This window comes from Nitratidesulfovibrio sp. SRB-5, assembly GCF_019931275.1.
Lineage (GTDB): Bacteria > Desulfobacterota > Desulfovibrionia > Desulfovibrionales > Desulfovibrionaceae > Cupidesulfovibrio.
Genome location: NZ_JAIOTY010000001.1, coordinates 1663317 through 1684721, shown reverse-complemented (window position 1 = coordinate 1684721; position 21405 = coordinate 1663317). Strand labels below are relative to the sequence as shown.

The 21405-nt window shown below is 66.7% G+C and carries 14 protein-coding genes and 1 pseudogene; 9 read left to right on the top strand and 6 right to left on the bottom strand.

All coding sequences use genetic code 11. The features are described 5' to 3' along the window. Positions 1 to 15: 15 nt before the first annotated feature. Positions 16 to 2760, top strand: coding sequence for a DNA translocase FtsK (locus tag K6142_RS06870; RefSeq protein ID WP_411722699.1), 2745 nt, complete (start codon positions 16 to 18; stop codon positions 2758 to 2760). Positions 2761 to 3080: 320 nt separating this feature from the next. Continuing rightward, on the top strand, positions 3081 to 3782 hold the full coding sequence (lolA, locus tag K6142_RS06865; protein ID WP_190243406.1) for an outer membrane lipoprotein chaperone LolA: 702 nt from the start codon (positions 3081 to 3083) through the stop codon (positions 3780 to 3782). A 302-nt stretch (positions 3783 to 4084) separates the two neighbouring features. Here lolA and K6142_RS06860 read toward each other — a convergent pair whose 3' ends face one another. Both K6142_RS06860 and yedF read right to left on the bottom strand, forming a co-directional pair. Then, entirely contained in the window at positions 4085 to 4840 is a 756-nt protein-coding gene (locus K6142_RS06860) for a pseudouridine synthase (RefSeq protein WP_190243446.1), read from the bottom strand. A gap of 831 nt (positions 4841 to 5671) precedes the next feature. Further along, on the bottom strand, positions 5672 to 6316 hold the full coding sequence (gene yedF / locus K6142_RS06855; RefSeq protein ID WP_190243407.1) for a sulfurtransferase-like selenium metabolism protein YedF: 645 nt from the start codon (positions 6314 to 6316) through the stop codon (positions 5672 to 5674). 112 nt (positions 6317 to 6428) lie between these two features. On the opposite strand from yedF, the gene K6142_RS06850 reads away from it, so the two are divergent. Genes K6142_RS06850 through K6142_RS06840 form a run of 3 tightly spaced genes read left to right on the top strand, consistent with a single transcriptional unit; the run spans position 6429 to position 9906 of the window. Further along, positions 6429 to 8285 (top strand): ABC transporter ATP-binding protein, encoded by a 1857-nt coding sequence (locus K6142_RS06850; protein ID WP_190243408.1) that lies wholly within the window; start codon positions 6429 to 6431, stop codon positions 8283 to 8285. Then, positions 8282 to 8947, top strand: a complete 666-nt coding sequence (locus K6142_RS06845; protein ID WP_190243409.1) for a lysophospholipid acyltransferase family protein — start codon at positions 8282 to 8284, stop codon at positions 8945 to 8947. Before K6142_RS06850 ends, K6142_RS06845 begins: the two co-directional genes overlap by 4 nt. Next, complete coding sequence (locus K6142_RS06840) at positions 8944 to 9906, top strand: lysophospholipid acyltransferase family protein (RefSeq protein ID WP_223290189.1); 963 nt, start codon at positions 8944 to 8946, stop codon at positions 9904 to 9906. Before K6142_RS06845 ends, K6142_RS06840 begins: the two co-directional genes overlap by 4 nt. 1131 nt (positions 9907 to 11037) lie before the next feature. On the opposite strand, the gene fsa is transcribed toward K6142_RS06840, so the two are convergent. The 4 genes from fsa to K6142_RS06820 form a co-directional block, all read right to left on the bottom strand. Further along, positions 11038 to 11691: a fructose-6-phosphate aldolase gene (gene fsa / locus K6142_RS06835; protein ID WP_190243410.1), complete on the bottom strand. Its 654-nt coding sequence runs from the start codon at positions 11689 to 11691 to the stop codon at positions 11038 to 11040. Positions 11692 to 11908: 217 nt separating this feature from the next. Beyond that, positions 11909 to 12205: a TRASH domain-containing protein gene (locus K6142_RS06830; RefSeq protein WP_012611514.1), complete on the bottom strand. Its 297-nt coding sequence runs from the start codon at positions 12203 to 12205 to the stop codon at positions 11909 to 11911. Between the two features lie 69 nt (positions 12206 to 12274). Next, on the bottom strand, positions 12275 to 12862 hold the full coding sequence (folK, locus tag K6142_RS06825; RefSeq protein ID WP_190243448.1) for a 2-amino-4-hydroxy-6-hydroxymethyldihydropteridine diphosphokinase: 588 nt from the start codon (positions 12860 to 12862) through the stop codon (positions 12275 to 12277). Then, complete coding sequence (locus tag K6142_RS06820) at positions 12862 to 14031, bottom strand: LL-diaminopimelate aminotransferase (protein ID WP_012611512.1); 1170 nt, start codon at positions 14029 to 14031, stop codon at positions 12862 to 12864. The genes folK and K6142_RS06820 overlap by 1 nt, the downstream gene beginning before the upstream one ends. A gap of 763 nt (positions 14032 to 14794) precedes the next feature. Between K6142_RS06820 and K6142_RS06815 the strand changes: the two genes are divergently transcribed. From K6142_RS06815 to K6142_RS06800, 4 genes and pseudogenes are all read left to right on the top strand, one after another. Further along, positions 14795 to 16468 (top strand): methyl-accepting chemotaxis protein, encoded by a 1674-nt coding sequence (locus K6142_RS06815; protein ID WP_223290190.1) that lies wholly within the window; start codon positions 14795 to 14797, stop codon positions 16466 to 16468. A gap of 277 nt (positions 16469 to 16745) precedes the next feature. Then, entirely contained in the window at positions 16746 to 16886 is a 141-nt protein-coding gene (locus K6142_RS06810; RefSeq protein WP_190243412.1) for a hypothetical protein, read from the top strand. 154 nt (positions 16887 to 17040) lie between these two features. Next, positions 17041 to 17931 (top strand): annotated as a pseudogene (gene xerD / locus K6142_RS06805) (site-specific tyrosine recombinase XerD); the annotation flags it as partial. A gap of 44 nt (positions 17932 to 17975) precedes the next feature. Next, positions 17976 to 21251: a CBS domain-containing protein gene (locus K6142_RS06800; protein WP_190243414.1), complete on the top strand. Its 3276-nt coding sequence runs from the start codon at positions 17976 to 17978 to the stop codon at positions 21249 to 21251. Positions 21252 to 21405 lie beyond the last annotated feature (154 nt).

The window sequence follows — 21405 nt, the reverse complement described above, 5'->3', positions numbered from 1 at the left end:
CGAGTACGGTAAGGGATATGGCCGATACGGTCATATCCCTTTTCTTGCGGGCCGCCCCGCGCCAATACGCATTCCGCGACAATCAGGCCGCGACATCAGGAGGGTGCCGCCACGGACGGCAACAAACTGGCCCGCGAACTTTTCGGGCTCTTCCTCATCTTCTGGGGGCTGCTGCTGCTGCTCAGCCTTGCCACCTTCGACGCCCGCGACCCCAGCCTGAACCACGTGGTCAGCAATGCCACGCAGGTGCGCAACAGCGCGGGGCTGTTCGGCTCGTACATCGGCGGCATCCTGGTGGATCTCTTCGGTTTTTCCGCCTTCCTGTGGCCTTTCGGGTTCATGGGCATCGGCGCGCGCTACGTGGTCATTCCCTTCGACGTGCCGTGGTGGCGCTGGCTGGGGCTGATCCTGCTGGGCGCCTGCGTGGCCACCATGGGCGCGGGATGGAACCTGTCCATCGGCGACGTGGGCGGAGGCGGCTTCTTTGGCGTCATCCTGCACAACTTCGCGGCACGCTATTTCAGCCCGCGCGGCTCGGCGCTGGTGTGGCTGTTCCTGTTCCTGATCTCGGCCCAGCTGGTGCTGGCGCTGTCCTGGTCGGCCATGGGCCGCCGCATCCTTGAAGGATTGCGTGAAGGGTTGACGCCCAGGGCAAAGCCCGCCCCGAAGCTGGAAATTTCCGCGCCGCGCAACGCGGTGGAATCCGCCGCGGCCCGCCCGGTGATCGTGGGGGGCGACGAGCGCCTGCCCAATCCCGCAGACCCCGCAGCCAGCACCGCGCGCGCTTCGCGCTGGCTGAAGCTGCCGGGCCTGGGCGTGTTCCAGTTCCTGTGGAACCGCAAGCGCGGGCCCAAACAGGGCCAGGTGGTGGACGTCACCCCCGCGCCGCTGCCCGCCGGGCGCGGCGTGCAGGGCACACCCCGTCCGTACCGCCCCGGCGACGACGGGCCCACGCCCGTGCCCGCGCCTTACGTGCCCCAGGACCCGGAGGACGACGACGCCTATGCCCACGCCGTGCACGATGCCGCCCAGACGAATGGCCGTGCGAACGGTCGCGCCACGGTGCGTACCGGACGTGACGGCGGCAACGCAGCCGCCAGCGTCGGCGACCCCTTTGCCGGGAACGAATTCGGCCCCGGAGCCATGGGGCTGGAGGACGACCTTGCGGGCGATGCCCCCCACGGGCTGCCCGACGGCCTTGCCGACGACCTCGTGGACTACGCGGCGGGCGAGGCTGGCCCCACCTGGCTGGAAGGCGCCTTCGGCGACGACCCGGCCCGTGAAGGGCAGGGGACCGCGCCCGCCAAACCCGCGCGCCCCCGCAAGGCGCGCAGCAAGCTGCCCGGCCTGGACCTGCTGCACTCCGTGGCGGGCGGCGACACCAAGCCCGCCCGCCAGATACTGGAGGCCAAGGGGCAGAGCGTCATCACCTGCCTGGCCGACTTCGGCGTGCAGGGCGAACTGACCCGCATCACCCCCGGCCCGGTGGTCACCATGTTCGAGGTGCGCCCGGCCCCCGGTGTGAAGGTGAGCCGCATCGCCAACCTCAGCGACGACCTGGCGCTGGCGCTGAAGGCCATTGCCGTGCGCATCCAGGCCCCCATCCCCGGCACGGACACCGTGGGCATCGAGATTCCCAACGAGGCGCGCGAAAACGTGTGCTTCAAGGAACTGCTGGGCTCGGAGACCTTCCGTTCCGCCCCGTCCATGCTCACCATGGCCATCGGCAAGGACATCGCGGGCAACGCCACCGTGGCGGACCTGGCCCGCATGCCCCACCTGCTGGTGGCGGGCGCCACCGGCGCGGGCAAGAGCGTGTGCCTGAACTCCATCCTGCTCAGCTTCCTGTACAAGGCACGCCCGGAAGACGTGCAGATGCTGCTGGTGGACCCCAAGCGCATCGAGCTTGCCGTGTACGCCGACCTGCCGCATCTGGTGCACCCCGTGGTAACGGAAATGGCCCTGGCCAAGAACGCCCTGGACTGGGCCGTGCAGGAGATGGACCGCCGCTATCAGGCCATGGCGCGCCTGGCCGTGCGCAACATCGCCGGGTACAACCAGAAGCTGGCCGACCTTGGCGCGAACCTGCCGGCGGAACTGGCGGATCTGGAACGCATGCCGTACCTGGTCATCGTCATCGACGAACTGGCCGACCTCATGCTGACCGCCGCCAAGGAAGTGGAAACCAGCATCGTGCGCCTGGCCCAACTGGCGCGCGCGGCGGGCATCCACATGATCCTGGCCACCCAGCGCCCCAGCGTGGACGTGGTCACCGGCCTCATCAAGGCCAACTTCCCGTGCCGCATCTCGTTCCAGGTCACCTCCAAGCACGATTCGCGCACCATTCTCGACACCGTGGGCGCCGAACACCTGCTGGGCAAGGGGGACATGCTCTTCAAGCCCAGCGGCGGCAAGTTGCAGCGGCTGCACGGCGCCTTCGTGGGCGACGACGACGTGGCCTCCGTGGTGGAGTTCTGGAAGCGCCAGCAGGCCCCCAACTACACGGTGGACTTTGCCGACTGGGGTAACGACGGCACGGGTGACGGCGCCAACGGCAACGGCGGGGGCGACCTTTCCGACGACCCCATGTACGCCGAGGCCGTGGAATTCGTCATCGGACAGGGCAAGGCCTCCATCTCGCAGATCCAGCGGCGCTTCCGCATCGGGTTCAACCGGGCGGCGCGCTACGTGGAGCAAATGGAACACGACGGCATCATCGGCCCATCCGACGGCAGCAAGCCGCGCATGGTCATCAGATAGCAATTGCGGGCAGGGCGCGGGGTGGGGTGGTGTTTCGCCGCCGCCCCGCACCCGCCGCACGAGTTGACGCGCTGGCCCAGTCCTGCTAGCGCAGCCCCAGCACGGCCCGGGTCCGACCGAGTTCGAGCATGGCCGTCCAAATCCGGCCAAATCCGGCCAAGCCCGACCAGAGAGGACCGGACGGGCAAAATCAGGCGGAATGGGGCACCGTTGAGACATATCATGTGCCTTCGGCCAATGCCCGCCCCTGTCGTCCCCCCCTGTCACTCCGCACGGCAGGCCCGTGCCCATCCCGCCAGCAATCTCCACAGGAGCATTCCGTGATTCGTCCCCTTTCCCTTCGTGCCTTTTCCCGCCTGCTTGGCCTTGCCGCCCTGTGCGCTGCCATGGCCCTGTCCGCCGCCCCGGCCCGTGCCGCCGGTGAACTGACCAACCGCCTGCAACAGCGCTACGACGCCACAACCACCCTCAAGGCGGACTTCACCCAGGTGCTGCTGCACCGCGAAAGCGGTGCCAAGGAAACCCGGCAGGGCACCCTGCAATTCCGCAAGCCGTTGCTGGTGCGCTGGGAGACCAAGGCTCCCCACGCCGAGCTGCTGGTGGTGACCGCCAACGAAATCTGGAACTACCTGCCGGACGAAGAGGTGGCCTACAAGTACCCGGTGGAACTGGTGCAGGACTCGCGGTCCATCATCAAGGTGATCACCGGCCAGGCCAAGCTGGAGCAGGATTTCGACGTGGCCGAGGAGGCCGACGACAACGGCATGGCCCGCCTGCACATGTATCCCAAGGAGCCGACGCCGCAGCTGACCGAGGCCTTCCTGTGGGTGGACCCGAACACCAACCTGATCCGCCGGGCCAAGATCATCGACTTCTACGGCAACGAGAACGACATCACCCTGAACAGCCTGGCCACCGACGCCGGGGTTCAGGACAGCGCCTTCCGTTTCGCCCCGCCAAAGGGCGTGGACGTGGAAGACCGCACCAGACAGGGCTCGCCCGAGAAGCAGCTGTTCAACTAGGGGGGGCTGGCTGCGGGCAGCGTCAGACATGGCAACTGCCACAAGCTCTCGCGCCCTGAAGGGCATGCCAATCACTTCACTTCAAGTTCAACTTGAAGTTGCAAGAAAACAACAACGCCTCTCGCGGCTGTGCGAGAGGCGTTGTTTGCATGTAGCCGATAGGGCGGACACACCCGGTCCTGACGTATGCCGTGTACGGCAAGAGCAGGGAAAAAGCCCTCATTGCCAAAGGGGGTATACCCTTCGGCCCCTGACCTGAAGCAAGGCGGCTTTTGACGCGGGTAGTGCCCGCGCGGTGTACGTCAGCCTTCCAGACCGGCGGCGCGGCGCAGGGCTGCCACCTCGTGCGGGGTCAGGCGGCGGGCCGCGCCCTTGGGCAATTCGCCCAGTTCCAGCGGCCCCTGCCGTACACGCCGCAGCAGCAGCACCGTCAGCCCCAGGTCGCGGCACATCCGGCGAATCTGCCGGTTCACGCCCTGGTGCAGGGTCATCTCGAAAAGGCTGGCCTGGCGGTCCGACTGCAACAGGCGCACTTCCACGGGCGCAAGCTTTTCGCCCTCGGCCAGGGTCATGCCCTGGCGCATGGGGGCCAGGGTGGATTCGGTCACGTGGCCGCGCACCTTGACCATGTAGACCTTGGGCAGGTGGTAGCGGGGGTGGGTGAGCCGGTTGGTCAGGTCGCCGTCATCGGTGAGGATCAGCAGCCCTTCGGAAAAATAGTCCAGCCTGCCCACGGGATACAGCCGTCCGCCGCGCAGGTCGGGCGGCAGGATGCCCAGCACCGTGGGCCGCCCCTGCGGGTCGCGCACGGTGGAGACAACCTGCACCGGCTTGTGCAGCATCACGTAGGTGAACGCGGCGGGCGCGGCATCCAGTTCCAGCAGTTGGCCGCGCACCTCGATGCGGTCGCGCCCCGGCACCACGCGCGCCCCGGGGGTGTCCACCACCTCGCCGTTGACCCGCACCACCCCCTGCTGTATGAGGTCGTCCGCCTGACGCCGCGAACACACCCCCGCCCCGGCAATGGCCTTGTTCAGGCGCACTTCGCCGGGTTGCATGGCCGATTCGCCGGGCTGGAAGTGCGGTTCGCCGGATTGCCCTGGCTGCGCGGGCTGGGCTGACTGCGCGGGCTGGGCGTCCACCGCCGCGACTTCGAGCTGACGCGCCGCCGGTTCCCCCTCGCGACGATTCCTGCCGGGTCCGCGACCGGGCACAAGGCCTGCCCCGGGACGCCGTTCCTGTCGGTCATCTCTGCCAGCGTTCCCGCTCTTGCGGGGCGCCTCGCCAGCCTTGCCACGCGGCGACGGCTGGCCGGGACGCCCGGGACCATCGCTCCGGCGATCGGAACGGGTGCCTTTGGGCGCATCGGAGCGCGCTGAGTCGGCGGCGTCGATGGCGGGGCGCTTGGGACGGCCAGTCGAAGACTTGGCGGGGCGGGACGGAGACGACGGACGGCGCTGGGTCATGGGGTTCCGGGCCGGACAGGGTCCGGCGGGCTGAAGTTTGGTGGCGGCAGGCCCGGGCCTGGCCATGTGCGGCATGGGGCGTCTGGCACAGTTTCAGACGAAGCGTCTGGCACAGTTTCAGACGAAGCGTCTAGCACATTTTCGGACGAAGCGTCTGGCATAATCTTGGACGAAGCGCCCGGCACATTTTCGGACGAAGCGTCCGGCACGGTTCCGGACGGAGACGTCGACGACCTTTCGGGCGGTATGCCCGGCAACCGTACGCAGACGAACAGGTGCAGTCTATCCCGGTCGCCCGGCAAAGAAAACCGCCCGGCGCAACCTTTCGGCGGTGCGCCGGACGGCATCCCGGACACGTTGCATGGCGGCGCAGCCGACGGCAGGACACATTCGTGGTCCAGGCCGGGCGCGCCCCCCGACCGGTTACGGCCGGATGATCTTGGTGGCGAGTTGCAGGCTGGTGACCACGTCGAGCATGTTGGTGGTCTGGCCCACGGCCTTTTGCTCCAGAAGCCCAAAATGGTCAAGGCAGGTGCCGCAGACCAGCACGGTGGCCCCGGCGGCCTCCAGCCGCTTCAGATGGGGCAGGGCGGGGCTGTCCGCAGCGGACAGGCGCACCGCGCCGTTCAGCATGACCACGCGCCACAGTTCGGCGCCCAGCTCCGGCAGGGTGGCCAGAAAGTTCTGCATCAGTTTGGCACCCAGCGCGTCGTCGCCCGAGCCGATGACGTCGGACGTCAGGAAGACCACGACCTTCTCGCCCATGCGGCGCAGCTGTTCCTCGGTCATCACTTCGCAGACCTCGCAATCGTCGGCGGGGTTGGTGGCGGGCGCATCGCCCTTCACCCCGCGCAGTCGCCACAGGCCGTCGCCCGCGTCCGGTGATACGGCTTCGACCTGCACGGCATATCCTTGCGTGGACAGAAAGCGCGTCACGTTTTCCCGCGCGGCCTGATTATCGACAACCACCACCAGCGATGCGGGCGATTGCTCGTCAAGGCAGCGCTTGCAGCGCAGCACGGGCTGGGGGCAGGGAAGATTCTGGCAGTTCAGTTCGATTTCTGGCATGGTGAGCCTCCTTTTCTGAAGGAACACCACACGGAGCGGCCTGGTCAAATCGAAAACAGCCGCGCATTTTCCAGCAACACATTCACCAAACAAATAGAAGACCACGCAGCACATGGCCAACGCCACCAAGACCGACCAGCCCACCCAGGGCCAGAGCATTCACCTGATCAAGCGTTGCTTGAAGTATTTCCGCCCCTACAAGGGGCAGATATTCCTTTCCATGCTGGCCATGGGCGTGGTGTCGCTGAGCACCGCCGGGTCCGCCTGGCTGGTCAAGCCCGCCCTGGACGAAATCTTCATCAACAAGGACGAGCAGGCGCTGCTGTACGTGCCGCTGCTGTTCTTCGTGCTTACGCTGGTGAAGGGCGCCGGGCGTTACGTGCAGAACTACTTCATGCAGTACAGCGGCCTGCGCGTGCTGGAAAAGCTGCGCTCGGAACTGTACGACAAGATCATATACCTGCCGCTGCAATTCTACGAGGAATCGCAGGTGGGCATGCTCATGTCGCGCATCATCAACGACGTGACCATGATCCGCAACAGTCTGCCGTCCATCGTGATGATGGTGCGGCAACTGCTGACCATGCTGGGCCTGGTGGGCGTGGTGTTCTACCAGAACCCGCGCCTGGCGGTGTGGGCGGTGCTGGTGCTGCCCGCGGCGCTGTATCCGCTGGTATGGTTCGGTCGCAAGCTGCGCAAGTATGGCCGCCGCAACCAGTCGAAACTGGCGGACATTTCCGTGGTGTTGCAGGAAGTGTTCAGCGGCATCCGGGTGGTCAAGGCCTTTGCCACCGAACGGCACGAGGCGCGCCGCTTCGACGACGAAAACGAACGCCTGGCCCGGCTGTACCTGAAGCAGGCCAGCGTGTCCGAGCTTTCCTCGCCGATCATGGAACTGATCGGGGCCGTGGGCATCGGCCTTGTTATCTGGTTCGGCGGGCACGAGGTCATCGCCGGTGAAACCACGGCGGGCACCTTTTTCTCGTTCGTGGCCGCGCTGGCCATGATGTACGACCCGGTCAAGTCGCTGAATTCCTACAACATGGAAGTGCAGCGCGCCCTGGCCGGTGCCGAGCGGGTGTTCGAGATACTCGACGCGCCCGAACTGACGGTGGAGCAGGGGGGCGACACCCCCTTCGACGAACCCTTCCGCGAACTGCGCTTCGAGGGCGTGACCTTCACCTACGGCAGCAAGACCGCGCCCGCGCTGGACAACGTCAGCCTTACCGTACGCGCGGGTGAACGCGTGGCCATCGTGGGGCCCAGCGGCGCGGGCAAGAGCACCTTCGTCAACCTGATTCCCCGGTTCTACGAACCGCAGCAGGGGGCCATCATCCTCAATGGCCGCCCGGTGGCGGACTACACCCTGGAAACCTTGCGCCGCAACGTGTCCATGGTGTCGCAGGACACCTTCCTGTTCAACCTTCCGGTGCGCGACAACATCACCTACGGTCTTTCCGGGGCCATTGACGAAGACACCGTGCGCGCCGCCGCCATGTCCGCCTATGCCGATGAATTCATCCGCGAACTGCCGGAAGGGTACGACACCCTGCTGGGCGAGCGCGGGGTGAAGCTGTCCGGCGGGCAGAAGCAGCGCCTGACCATTGCCCGGGCCATCATGAAGGATGCGCCGCTGCTCATCCTGGACGAGGCCACCAGCGCGCTGGATTCCGAGGCCGAGCGCATCGTGCAGAAGGCCCTGGACAACCTGATGGAAAACCGCACCAGCATCGTCATTGCCCACCGGCTGTCCACCATCCTTTCCGCCGACCGCATTCTGGTCATGGAGCAGGGGCGCATCGTGGACGCCGGACGGCACGAGGAACTGCTGGCTCGCTGCCCCATGTACGCCCGGCTGTACGCCATGCAGTTCGCAACCGACACAGCCAGTGCCGCCCCGGCCAACGTGGGCGATCCTGTAGACACGGAGCAGGGCGCTGCCGTGCCCGCCACCGGAGCCACCGCGTGAAGTTGCCCCCGGCCCTCATCGCGCCCCCGCTGTACGGACTGTACAAGGCCTGGTGCGCCACCCTGCGCTATGACATTGCCGGGCGCCAGGCCGTGGACGACCTGTGGCATGCCCACACCCCCATGGTCTTTGCGCTGTGGCACGACGAACTCTTTCCGCTCATGCACGTGCGCGGCGACCTGGAGATCGTCACCGTGGTCAGCCAGAGCCGGGACGGCGAATACCTGGCCCAGGTGCTGCAACGGCTGGGCCTGCGCACGGCGCGGGGTTCCAGTTCGCGCGGCGGAGTCAAGGCGCTGATCGGCGCGGCACGCCAGATGCGCAAGGAAGGATTGTGCGGCTGCGTGACTGTGGACGGCCCGCGTGGCCCGCGCCACAAGGTCAAGCCGGGGGCAATCTTTCTGGCGCAGCGGGCCAAGGCCCCCATCGTGCCCGTGCGCATTTTCATGGAGAGCGCCAAGGTGTTCGAACGCGCCTGGGACCGTTTTCAGCTGCCTCTGCCGTTTTCCCACGTGCGCGTGGTGTTTGGTGCGCCATATCGGCTGCCGGATGCACACGATGCATCAGACCAACAAAAGGGGCGCGAGAACGGGCAGGGGGACGATGCAATGCTGACCGCCGCCTGCGCTGAACTTGAAGCCCGGCTTGAAGGATTGCGATGACGCCCCCCACCCGCCGCGACATTACCCCCGACGACACCGGCACGGATACCGGCCCAGGCTCAACCACGCCCCCCAAAGGCCGGATGTCGCGTCTGCTGCACATGCTGGCCCGCGCCCTGGCCAGGCAGGGGTTTGACGGCATAGCCCGCTACGGCAACGCACTGGGCGCATTGCTGTGGCACTGCCTGCCCGGCAGGCGGCGTCTGGCTGTCCGCGCCATCGCCGATCACCTTGGCGTCTCGCAGCAAGAGGCCAGACGCATCGCGCGGGAAAGCTTTTCCCACAATGCCCGCTCGTTCCTGGAACTGGTGCTGGTGGGGCAGTTCGGTTTCGAACTGATGGGCGATCGCCTCATCATCGACAATCCCGACCGTCTGCGCAGGATCACCGCAAGCATGCGCCCGCTGGTGGCGGCCACGGGCCATCTGGGGGCGTGGGAATTCATGGGGTCGCTGCTCGGCCGCTGGCAGCCGGACCGCCCGCGCATGGTGGTGGTGCGCCGCAACAGCAACCGCACCCTCAACGACTTCATCTTCGCCATGCGCGGCGCGCGCGGGTTGCAGGTGGTGGACCACCGCAACGCCGTGTTCACCGTGCTCAAGGGACTGAAGCGCAAGGGGTGCGTCGGATTTCTTGTGGACCACAACTGCCGGCGAAACGAGGCCATCTTCCTGCCGTTCCTTGGTGAAACAGCCGCCGTGAACATGGGGCCGGCCCTGCTGGCCGTCCGCGCCGAGGCGGAAGTGTGGCCCGCCTTCATAATCCGCGAGGGCAACCGCTACCGGTTGTACATTGACGAACCGCTGGACACCGCCACACTGGACGGAGACAGGAACGACAAGATCGAAGCCGTTGCCCGGTATTATACAGAGGCCGTGGAAAGGGCAGTGCGCGCCCATCCCGAACAGTGGTTCTGGATGCACAAGCGCTGGAAGACCCGTCCAAAGCAAGACGACTGATTCCGTCTGCGGCCTCTCGTCCCCCCATCTTCAGCAATCAGTCATATCGATTGATCCGTTTCCGTCGGCAGCGCGCACGCGTTTGCCGACGGTCTTTTTTGTCCCTCCATGCATCGCCAGAACAGATAAGACGGTCATCTGAAAACGCCCACGCCGATAGGACGCCCAGAGCGGACAGAGCCGAAGTTACTTCCATGCGCCGCACACAACGACACCCGCAAAAGGGGGCGAGGTTGCATCGTGAACAGATACCGGTCGAACATTCTGCTGACACCGCAGAATGATCGCTTGTGACGATATGGGCGCACAAAAAAAGCATGCATCGACATCCCGCACGAGCGACTCGAAACACCGACCATCCGGGTCAACAGTCATGCCGGACGGGAATCGGGGCGCATATCAAGTGCGGTCAGATCGGTGTTCACGGCGGGGCAGCATCGGAAAGCCACCGGTTGTTTCACGAAAAATCGGAAATTCATATCAAATTGAAATGAAAGACTTCCCGCCGCACCAAAGTTAACATAATTTACATTATGAGACATGCAAGAAAGCACGCGAAGGGCTGCGTCCCCCACGTTTCGACCACGGGTCGGCACGGTCTTGCGGCCCCGATCCGTGAACTGGGCAGCCCGCCAGGAGCACGCCTGTCCCGCTGTCGTGTACCGCATTGGCTGTGGACCAAAGCTCGCGCCGCCGTTCAATCGCCTAATCCGATTGCTTGCGCATCCATCCAAATGGTCACAAGCACCGCGCCCCTCGTGCCCTGAGTGGCAAACACATACCGCGCGGATTCCATTCCACCTTCACCAGCATCGCCACCCGCCACGCCGGTGCCCCTTCGCTCTTTCGCGGCTGGATGCTGTCGACACATCCTTATATAGGCAAGCAGCATAGCCTGCCGATCTTCAAAAATTCCCCCCTTCCACCTTCCGGATTTCAGGCCTTAAATTTCAAAATCCAGCCCCTGGTCCATCCGGAACGCCTTTTCGCCGCAAACGGCCATTTCACGCGTTTTTCCTTTTTGAACGCAGAAACGGGCACCATCCGTTGGGAATGGGGCCCGTTTCTCGGGATATCCACGCAAAAACCGTCACACAGGCCTGCCACCGGAGGCCGGACGGCAAAAAATCGCTAGCCGTTCAGCGCCGCCCAGTCCTTGTTGAACGTCTCGAGCCCGGACGTGGTCAGCGGGTGGTCGAACATCTGCCGCAGCACGGCAAACGGCACGGTGGCCACGTGGGCACCCATCAGGGCCGCCTCGGCCACGTGTCGCGGATGGCGCACGCTGGCCACGATGACCCGGGCGTCCATCCCCATGCCGGAGTAGTTGCGCAGGATGGTCATGATGTCCGCCACAAGCTGCATGCCGTCCTGCGACAGGCCGTCCAGCCGCCCCACGAAGGGCGAGATGAACGAGGCCCCGGCCTTGGCGGCCAGCAGCGCCTGCATGGGCGAAAAGACCAGGGTCACGTTGGTGTCCACGCCCTTGGTCTTCAGCACGCGCACGGCCTTCAGCCCTTCGGGGGTCATGGGAATCTTGACCACCACGTTGGGACCGTTGCGCACAAGGTCCAGCCCCATGGCAATGAGCTCGTCGGCGGTGTCGCCAACGGCCTCCAGGCTCACCGGGCCTTCCACCTCGCGGCAGATGGCCTGCATCACCATGCGCCAGTCACCGCCTTCGCGGGCCATCAGCGTGGGATTGGTGGTCACGCCGTCCAGCAGGCCCCAGGCCTTGGCGGCGCGCATCTCGGCAAGGTTCGCCGTATCCAGGAAGAACTGCATGAACCGGTGCCTCCTGCGTCAGGCCGCCTTGCGCCTGCGGGGCACATGCCTCCGGCGCGCTGCGGCATCACGAAAGAACGAGCTGTTACGGTAACTGCGGCGCCACTTGCTGGCGGGCAACGCCGGGTGGCGGCACAAGCCTGCCCCCGTGCATCCGGCGGAACCTGCGGGGACCGGCGACCTACTCGGCGACCTACTCGGCTGCCTACTCGGCTGCCTACTCGGCGTCCTTTTCCTCGCGTGCGGGGATTTCACGGCCGCCGCTTTCCAACTGCTTCAGGAACGTGTCGCGGCATTCATAGCTGCAGAAGCGATAGGTCTTGTCGCCGTCGCGTACGGTAACGCCGCCATTGGCGTCGATGTAAGCGCCGCAGATGGGGTCGCGCACCATTTCGCCGGTGGCCACCATCTCTTCCTTCTGCTTCTTGTCATCCTTGCTCTTCTTGCGCGCTTCGTTGGTCACAAGGCGGTAGAGGAAATAGCCTGCCGCGATCAGCAAGAGCCACTTGAGCATGCCAGACTCCCTTTGGGTCCTAGAGGCGTTGATGAAGGCCGGGCGCGCGGGCGCGCTCCGTTTGGCCGTTCACTGGGCGATGCGCCCGTCGTGCAGGGTGAACGTCAGCGATTTCAGGGCGTGTATCAGACTTTGCCCGTCGGGGAAAGCGAGTTCAGTGGCGATTTCGTGCAGCGGCACCAGGACGAACGCCCGCTCGCGCATGCGCGGGTGCGGCAGCGTCAGGCGGGGGGTGTCGCGCACGGCATTGCCGAACAGCAGCAGGTCGATGTCGATGGTGCGCGGGGCAAAGCGCGCGGCAAGGTCCGGCGCGGCGCCGTCGGCCCCTTCCCGCACCACCGCATGCCCATCGCCCCCCTGTCCGCCTTCCGGGGCATACCCCCGGTTGCGGCCCAGTTCCTGCTCCACGCCCAGCAGGTGGTCCAGCAGCCCTTCGGGCGTCATGTCCGGGTCGCACTCCAGCCGGGCCACCTGGTTGGCGAACCACGGCTGGTCGCGGTAGCCTTGCGGCTCGGTGCGGTACACCGACGACACCGCGCCAACGACAACGCCGGGCAGGGCGGCAAGTGCCGCCACGGCCCGGACGAGATTGTCGGCGGGGTCGCCCCCCGGTCCATTAGCTGGAGGCAGGTTGGACCCCAGACATACATAGGCGATTACAGGTTCGCGATGCGTGACACGGCCTCCTCGAGGCGATCGGTATCCACGGTGAGCGAAATGCGGAAGTAACCTTCGCCCGGCGTGCCGAAGCCGTTGCCGGGGGTCAGCACCACGCCGGTCTTTTCCAGCACGGCGGTGACGAATTCGGCGGACGAGCCGTACCCGGCGGGCACCTTGGCCCAGATGTAGAACGCGGCGGTGGGTACGCGGCAGGCAATGCCCACCTTGTTCAGGGCAGCCACCACCACGTCACGGCGCTTGCGGTAGATGCCCCGCAGTTCGCGGCAGAAGTCGTCGCCGTCGCGCAGGGCCACGATGGACGCTTCCTGCACGGCCTGGAAGATGCCGGAGTCCACGTTTTCCTTCACCTTGCCAAGGCCCGCCACCAAAGAGGCGTTGCCCACGGCCATGCCCACGCGCCAGCCGGTCATGTTGTAGGTCTTGGACAGCGAGTGGAACTCGATGGTCACGTCCTTCGCGCCTTCCACTTCAAGAATGCTCATGGGCTTGTCATTCTCGTCGTAGTAGACCTCGGTGTAGGCCGTGTCGTGCGCGATGATCACGTTGTGCTTCCGGCAGATGCCGATGAGCTTTTCGTAGAACGCGCGCGGGGCCGTGGCCGCCGTGGGGTTGTTGGGATAGTTGACGAAGATCATCTTCGCCCGGTCCCAGGTGGCGGCGGGAATGGCGTCGAGGTCGGGCAGGTAGTCGTTTTCCTCCACCAGGGGAATGAACTGCACCTCGCCGCCCACGAAACCGGTGGCGATGTGATACACCGGGTAGTTGGGGGTGCACACCAGCACCAGGTCGCCGGGGTTCACGAAGGCCAGCGGGAAATGGGCGATGCCTTCCTTGGACCCGATGAGGCCGATGACCTCGGTCTTGGGGTCAAGGCTGACGCCGAAGCGGCGGCCATACCAGTTGGCCACTTCCTGCCGGAATTCCAGCATGCCCACGTACGAGGGGTACTGGTGGTTGGCGGGGCGCTCCACGGCCTTCTTCATGGCCTCGATGATGAAGTCGGGCGTCGGCATGTCGGGATCGCCGATGCCGAGGCTGATGATGTCCACGCCCCGGGCGGCCACTTCGGCCTTGACCTTGTCGATGCCTGCAAACAGGTACGGGGGCAGGGTCGCCAGCCGGTCCGCGAGTTTGAAATCAGCCATTCCGAATCCTCTCCTTGCGGGTTTCGATCCCAGGGCGCGCCCTTTCGCCTGTGGCGGGGCACGCCCGTGCGCCGGTAAAAAAAGAGGGCTCTGCCAGAAGCCCGTTCCTTGCAATGCCTTGCGGGTAACCGCGTACCCGGTTTCGTCCTGTTGCGCGAAATCTACAGGCCCCCTGCCCGGCCTGTCAAATGATAATGGCTCCCGCGAATCGGCACGCCGCCCGTGCCGGCAGGACGGGCACCGGCGCATGCGGCAAACGCCCAACCATCCGCCGCCCGTGAACCGTCCGCCTCTCTCCACCCGCCAGTCCGTTGCCCTGCCCACCGTCTTCGCCCGTGCGTTTGCAAGGGTATGCATCCTGCAAGCGAACGTGCCGCACCTGCTCCCCCTGACCGCTTTCTGCCCGCGTTCTGCCCACTTGCGGGCAGATGCCGCGCGCCCGCAGCGGAAACCAGGCACGCGCCCCGCACGGACAAATGCCCGTCCACCGTGCTCCGGCGCGGGGTCGGGCACACCATGCAGGCACACCAAACGGGACGGCTGCACGGGCCAGGTACGGATGCGTCGGGCGTCCTACCCCACCCGGCTTCATGACTTTTTGTTGTCAAAAATGTCACTTGGCATAACGAAAACGACAAAATCGGCGACCCATCACAACGGATTACACACTCTGGTTCATGACAACGCGGGGGGACGCATGACATCGGCAACACGGGCTTTGGGTGGTTTGGGCCTGCTGGCGATGCTTTTCGCCGGTACGACCATGGTCGGCGCGCTGGGTGCGGCGGCATGGATGGTGAACGGGTTGCTGCTGATGGGCCTGCTGACGGCGCTGGGCTGCCTGTATGACGCATGGCGCGTGCATGGGGCTTTGGCAGCAGCCGCCCGGCTGGCCGCCGATGTGGGCGACGATGTCGCTCCATCCGGCACGGCGGCGCGGAATGCGGACGGCGGCTTGTCTTTCGGCGCCCGCAAGACCGGGCAGTCAGCCGTCACGCCCAACGATTTTGACGGCGACGCGGCGGCCTTGCTGGTCCGGCACGTGCCGCGCGTGGTGGCCCTGCTGGACGGAACGCGCCAGCGCATGGCGTCGGAAGCCGCGCGAGCCGACGCCAGCACCCAGGCCGCCGAAACTGCCGGGCGCAGGGCGGGCCTTGTGCGCGAGCGGGCGGAAGCCTCCAACCGGCAGGCCATGCACAATTCCGCAAAAACCCTGGACCGTGCCGTGGGCTCGTTGCAGGAGGCGGCAACACGCCTGGCCGCCGAGGCGGGCCGCGCATCCAACGGGGCCGACAACCAGCGCAGGCTGGCGGGCGACACCGCCGTGGCCATGGAACAGATGACCTCAACGGTCAACGCCGTGGCCCGCAACGCGGGCGATGCCGCCGCCCAGGCCGACACCGCGCGCCAGAAGGCCCTGGCCGGGCGAGACGTGGTGAACCGGGCGGTGTCCTCCATCGCCGCCGTGCATGGCCACACCACCGGCCTGCGCGAAGTCATGGGCGACCTGGGCACACGCGCCGAATCCATCGGCCAGGTCATGGGCGTCATCACCGACATCGCCGACCAGACCAACCTGCTCGCGCTCAACGCCGCCATCGAGGCCGCCCGCGCGGGCGATGCCGGGCGCGGATTCGCCGTGGTGGCGGACGAGGTGCGCAAGCTGGCGGAAAAGACCATGCAGGCCACCCGCGAGGTGGGCGAGGTCATCGTGGCCATCCAGACCGGCACCCGCAAGACCCTGTCCGACATGGACGAGGCCGCCCGCGTGGTGGACCAGGCCACCCGTCTGGCAGAAGATTCCGGCGAGGCCCTGGCCGAAATCGTGGACATCGTGGAAAGCACCTCCGACGGGGTGCGCACCATTGCAACCGCCGCCGAACAGCAGGCCGCCACCTGCGAGGAAATCAACCGCATCACCGCCCAGGTGGACGCCATCTCGCGCCAGACCGCCGACGGCATGCACCGCGCCAACGACGACATCACCGCCCTTTCCGCCCAGATGGCCCGGCTGGCTACCCTGAACCGGGTGTTCCACGTCATCGGGCAGGGTACGGTGCAAACGCTCATGCGCGGGCTGGCCGACGCGCCGGACATCCGTTCCCTGCAGCGGGAACGCATCGAGGCGCACCTGCGCCGGGTCATTGCCGCCGCGCCGCACCTGGAACTGCTGTACATGACCGACGGCAAGGGGCGGCAGATCATCGCCAACATCGCCCCGGCGGCGCTGGCCGCCCCGGCGGACGCGCAGGCCTGCGGCAAGGACTGGTCGTCGCGCCCGTGGTTTACCGGGGCCATGGCCATCGGCGACCTGTACATCTCGGAAAGCTACGTCTCGCAGGCCTCGGGCGCGCCGTGCATCACCGTGTCCCTGCCCATGGAGGACGCGGCGGGCAACCCCGTTGCGCTGCTGGCGGCTGACGTGAAGCTGGCCTGATGTGATGTCGGCCTGATGTGATGTGGGCCTGACGCCTGCGGGCGCAGTCGGGTGACGGCGCGGCCCGTGCCGTCACCACTATATATGGATGATGCACCCCGGTCGGGGCGTGCCAAACGGCGCGCCCCGATTTCCTTTCCGCTTCCCGTCCTGCCCGCCCCATCGCCGCCAATGGCAGACAATACCTTCCGGCGCACCATGGGGGCCGCACCTACGCCCACCGCCTCCCTGCCGTTCCCCGCGCCTGCTGCATGCCCTTGCCGCATACGGGACGCCCGTGTACCATGCCAACTCGAATACCGCCCTGCCCGCGCGCCCTTCCGGGCTTGCCGGGGCCGGGCACGACCGCGCCGCGCGCATCGAGTTCCATGCCCCCACGCCGCCCGCCCGTTCCAACTGGTCCAATTGGTCCAGCTGAAACAGCCGCACCAGCCGCCACCGCCCCCGGAGAATCCGCCGGGGCAGCGCTCGCCCGTCGCGGCACCAAACCGGCAAAACCGGTAACGTCCGCCAAGGCCGCCGCGCGGACAAGGCGCACTCCGGCCCCGCGCGCCGGGCAGGATGCCGCGCCCAAGGCATCGCACCCGCTCGTGGATGGCTATCTGGAATACCTGCTCATCGAACGCGGCCTTGCGGAAAACACCCTGGCCGCCTACGCGGCGGACCTGGCCGACTTTGCGGGCTTTCTCGCGCAGGGCGGCATCGACCTTGAAGCCGCCACGGAACAGACCCTGTTCCTGTACATCGTGGACCTGCGGCGGCGCGGCCTGACCAGCCGCACCCTGTCCCGCCATCTTTCGGCCCTGCGCGGGCTGTTCGCCCATGGCGTGGCCCAGGGGCAGCTTGCGGCAGACCCGCTGCGCTATCTGGAAAACCCCAAGCTGCCGCGCACCCTGCCCGACGTGCTGACCCGCGATGAAATGGCCGCCGTGCTGGCCCGGCCCAACCTGTCCGACCGGCTGGGCTTTCGCGACCGCACCATGCTGGAGCTGCTGTACGCTTCCGGCCTGCGCGTCTCGGAACTGTGCGGCTTGCGCCCGCTGGATTTCGATCCCATGACCGGCCTTGTGCGGGTATTCGGCAAGGGATCCAAGGAACGCATCGTGCCGGTGCACGACACGGCGGCCAAACTGCTGTCGGCCTACATCCGCGACTGGCGGCCCGCCTTCCGCCCGGTGGAGGACGCCCTGTTCCTGAACCGGTCCGGCAAGGGGCTGACCCGTCAGGCGGTGTGGAAGGTGGTCAAGCGCCACGTGGCCGAGGCGGGCATCCGCAAGGACATCTCGCCGCACACCTTTCGCCATTCCTTCGCCACCCACCTGCTGGACGGCGGGGCCGATCTGCGCACCGTGCAGATGCTGCTGGGCCATGCCGACATTGCCGCCACGGAAATCTACACCCACGTGCAGGCCGACCGGCTGCGCCAGGTGCATCGCGCCCATCACCCCCGCTCGCGCTCCTGACCCGGCGCCGCGCCCCATCCCGAGGACCACACGGACACCCACGCATGCAGCAGTCCCCCAAGATAGCCGCGCCGGTGCTGATCACCGCCCACGCCAATGCAGACTTCGACGCGCTGGCCGCCATGGTTGCGGCGGGCAAGCTGTACCCCGGCGCCGTGCTGGTGTTTCCCGGCAGCCAGGAGCGCACCCTGCGCAATTTCTTCATCGAAAGCGCCACCTACATGTTCAACTTCCGGCAGGCGCGCGACATTGATCCGGAAAGCGTGGAAACGCTGGTCATCGTGGATACCCGCCAGCACTCGCGGGTGCCCCACGTGCACAACGTGCTGGCCCGCGACGGCGTCACCGTGCACCTCTGGGACCACCACCCGGATACCGGCGAGGACCTTCCCGCCGCGTTCAGCCGCGTGCTGCCATGGGGGTCCACCACGGCCATCATCGTGGCCGAAATCCGCGAGCGGGGGCTGACCCTTTCCGGCGACGAGGCCACCATGCTCGGCCTCGGCATCTTCGAGGATACCGGCTCGTTCACCTTTGCCTCCACCACCGAACACGACTTTTCCGCTGCGGGCTGGCTGAAGACGCAAGGCATGGACCTGAACGCCATCGCCGAACTCATCGCCCGCGACCTGACCAGCGAGCAGGTGGGCATCCTCAACGCCCTGCTGGAATCGGCCACCACCCACGACATCAACGGCACCCTGGTGACCATCGCCGAGGCGTCCATGGAAACCTACATGGGCGACTTCGCACTGCTGGCGCACAAGATGATGGACATGGAGAACATCAAGGTGCTGTTCGCCCTGTGCCGCATGGGCGACAGGGTGCAGGTGGTGGCCCGCAGCCGCCTGGCCGAAGTGGACGTGGCCCAGGTGTGCACCTCGCTCGGGGGTGGGGGGCACCCGTACGCGGCATCGGCATCGGTCAAGGACAAGACCCTGCAACAGGTGCGCGACGAACTGTTCGCCCTGCTCTTTTCCGCCATCAACCCGCAAATGCGGGTGCGCGACCTGATGTCCTCGCCCGTGGTGGGCGTGGACGACGACCGCTCCATCGCCGACGCCGAGGAAACCATGACCCGTTACGGCCTGAAGGCCGTGCCCGTGTTCGCCTCGGGCACCCGGCGGTGCGTGGGCTACCTGGAGCAGCAGACCGCCGCCCGGGCCATCGCGCACGGGCTGGGGCACATGGGCGTGACGGAATACATGCACCGCCGGGTGCAGATCGTGACGCCCAACGAAGACCTGTACAAGGTCATGGAAATCATCGTGGGCCAGCGCCAGCGCCTGGTGCCCGTGGTGGACAGGGTGCCCGCGCCGCATCTGGCGGGCAGCTACGGCGTGGACCGCACGCCCCCGCCCCCGGCCGACGGCGACGAAGAGGCGGGAGACGTGGTGGGTGTCATCACCCGCACCGACCTCATCAACACCCTGGTGGAGGAACCCGCCCGCATTCCGGAAACCCTGCTGCCCGAATCCCGGCGCGAAAAGAACATCCGCTCCCTGCTGCAGGAACGCCTGCCCGACACCCACTTTCGCCTGCTGGAGCTCGCGGGGCGGCTGGGCGACCGTCTGGACGTGCCGGTGTACGCCGTGGGCGGCTTCGTGCGCGACATATTGCTGGGGCGGCCCAACCTGGACCTTGATGTGGTGGTTGAAGGAGACGGCATCGCCTTTGCCCGCGCCCTTGCCGATGAACTGGGCGGGCGCATGCGCGCGCACTACAAGTTCAAGACCGCCGTGGTCATCTTTCCCGCGTGGGAATCGGAAAAGGCGCGCGGCGGCAACGGTCGTCCCGACGTCGCGCCCGATGCGGCACAAGACGCCGCACCCGATGCCATGCAGGACGTCACCCTGAACGTCCTCCCCGGCATCGGCATTTCCGGCACCACGGCCACCCCGCCCCCCCTTCCCGTTGCGGGCGACGCCTCCAACGAGGCCACGGCGGAAGCGGCCCACCGCGCCGCGGCACGACCGGAACAGCGCATCGACGTGGCCACGGCCCGGCTGGAATACTACGAGTATCCAGCGGCGCTTCCCACCGTCGAGCTGTCGTCCATCAAGATGGACCTGTACCGACGCGACTTCACCATCAACGCCCAGGCCGTGCAGCTGAACGGCGCGCACTTCGGGCGGCTGGTGGACTTCTTCGGCGCGCAGCGCGACATGAAGGACAAGGTCATCCGCGTGCTGCACTCGCTGTCCTTCGTGGAAGACCCCACCCGCATCCTGCGCGCCATCCGCTTCGAGAAACGCTACGATTTCCGCATCGGCGCACAGTGCGAGCGGCTCATCAAGAACGCCCTGCAACTGGGCATGATGGACCGCCTGTCCGGAGCGCGGCTGTTCCACGAGCTGAAGCTGATCTTCGACGAAAAGGCCCCCCTGCCGTGCATCCGGCGCATGGAGGACTACGACATCCTGCGCCTGATCCACCCGCTGCTGAAGCTGAACCCGACCAAGATGGATGTGCTGACCGAGCTTGAACGGGTACTGCACTGGTACCGGCTGCTGTACCTTTCGCCCGCGCCGGAACCGTGGGTGCTCTACCTGCTGGGGCTGTGCGGCAACGGCAAGTACCTGGACGTGGCCGCCGTCACCGACCGGCTGGCCTTCTCGCGCAAGGTCCGGCAGGATTTTTTGACCCTGCGCGAGAACGTGCGCGAAGTGCACAACCTGCTCAACCTGTGGATGCAGCGCGACGGTTCCATGAGCGGCCTGAACAGCCTGCTTTCGCCCATCGCGCCGGAAGGCATCCTGTACCTGATGGCCCGCTCCAAGACCGAAGACGCGCGCAAGCACATCTCGTACTACCTCACCCGCCTGCGCGGCGAAACGCCCGACATCACCGGCAACGATCTGCTGGCCATGGGCATTCCGGCGGGGCCTGCCTACGGGCGCGTGCTGCGCCGGGTGCTGGCGGCCAAGCTGGACGGCCTGGCCCGCACCCGCGCGGCACAACTGGACCTGGCCCACGAACTGCTGCGCGAGGAAACGACCCGCGAGGCCCTTGCCGCGGCCACTGGCCCCGGAGAAGGCGACGGGACAACCCCGTTGGCCCGCGCCGCAATGGCTGATGACGGACAGGACGCGGAGGCCGCCTGCGTGGCCCAGGGACAGGGCATGGCGACCGGCAACCGGCGCCACAGGCAGCCCGGTCGGCGCGGCCTTCCCAATGGACAGAACGGGCCCGACGGACAGGGTGAACCGGACGGACAGGGCGAACCGGACGGGCAGAACTGGCAGAAAGCGGACAATGGGCAGCAAGCGCCCGGTACCGGCAACGATACAGGCGGCACCGCCGATACGTCGGGGAGCTGACGCTCGCCGGGGCTGTCCCTGGCCAATGCCGGACAGGTGACGCCTGACCGCAACCGGGCAAGCAGATCGCAAACTGCCGCAGTCGGAACGGCATTGCAGGGTCCGCCAGCGCCACAAACATCGGCCCCGGCGGCCCGCCCCCCTTGCCCCGCAA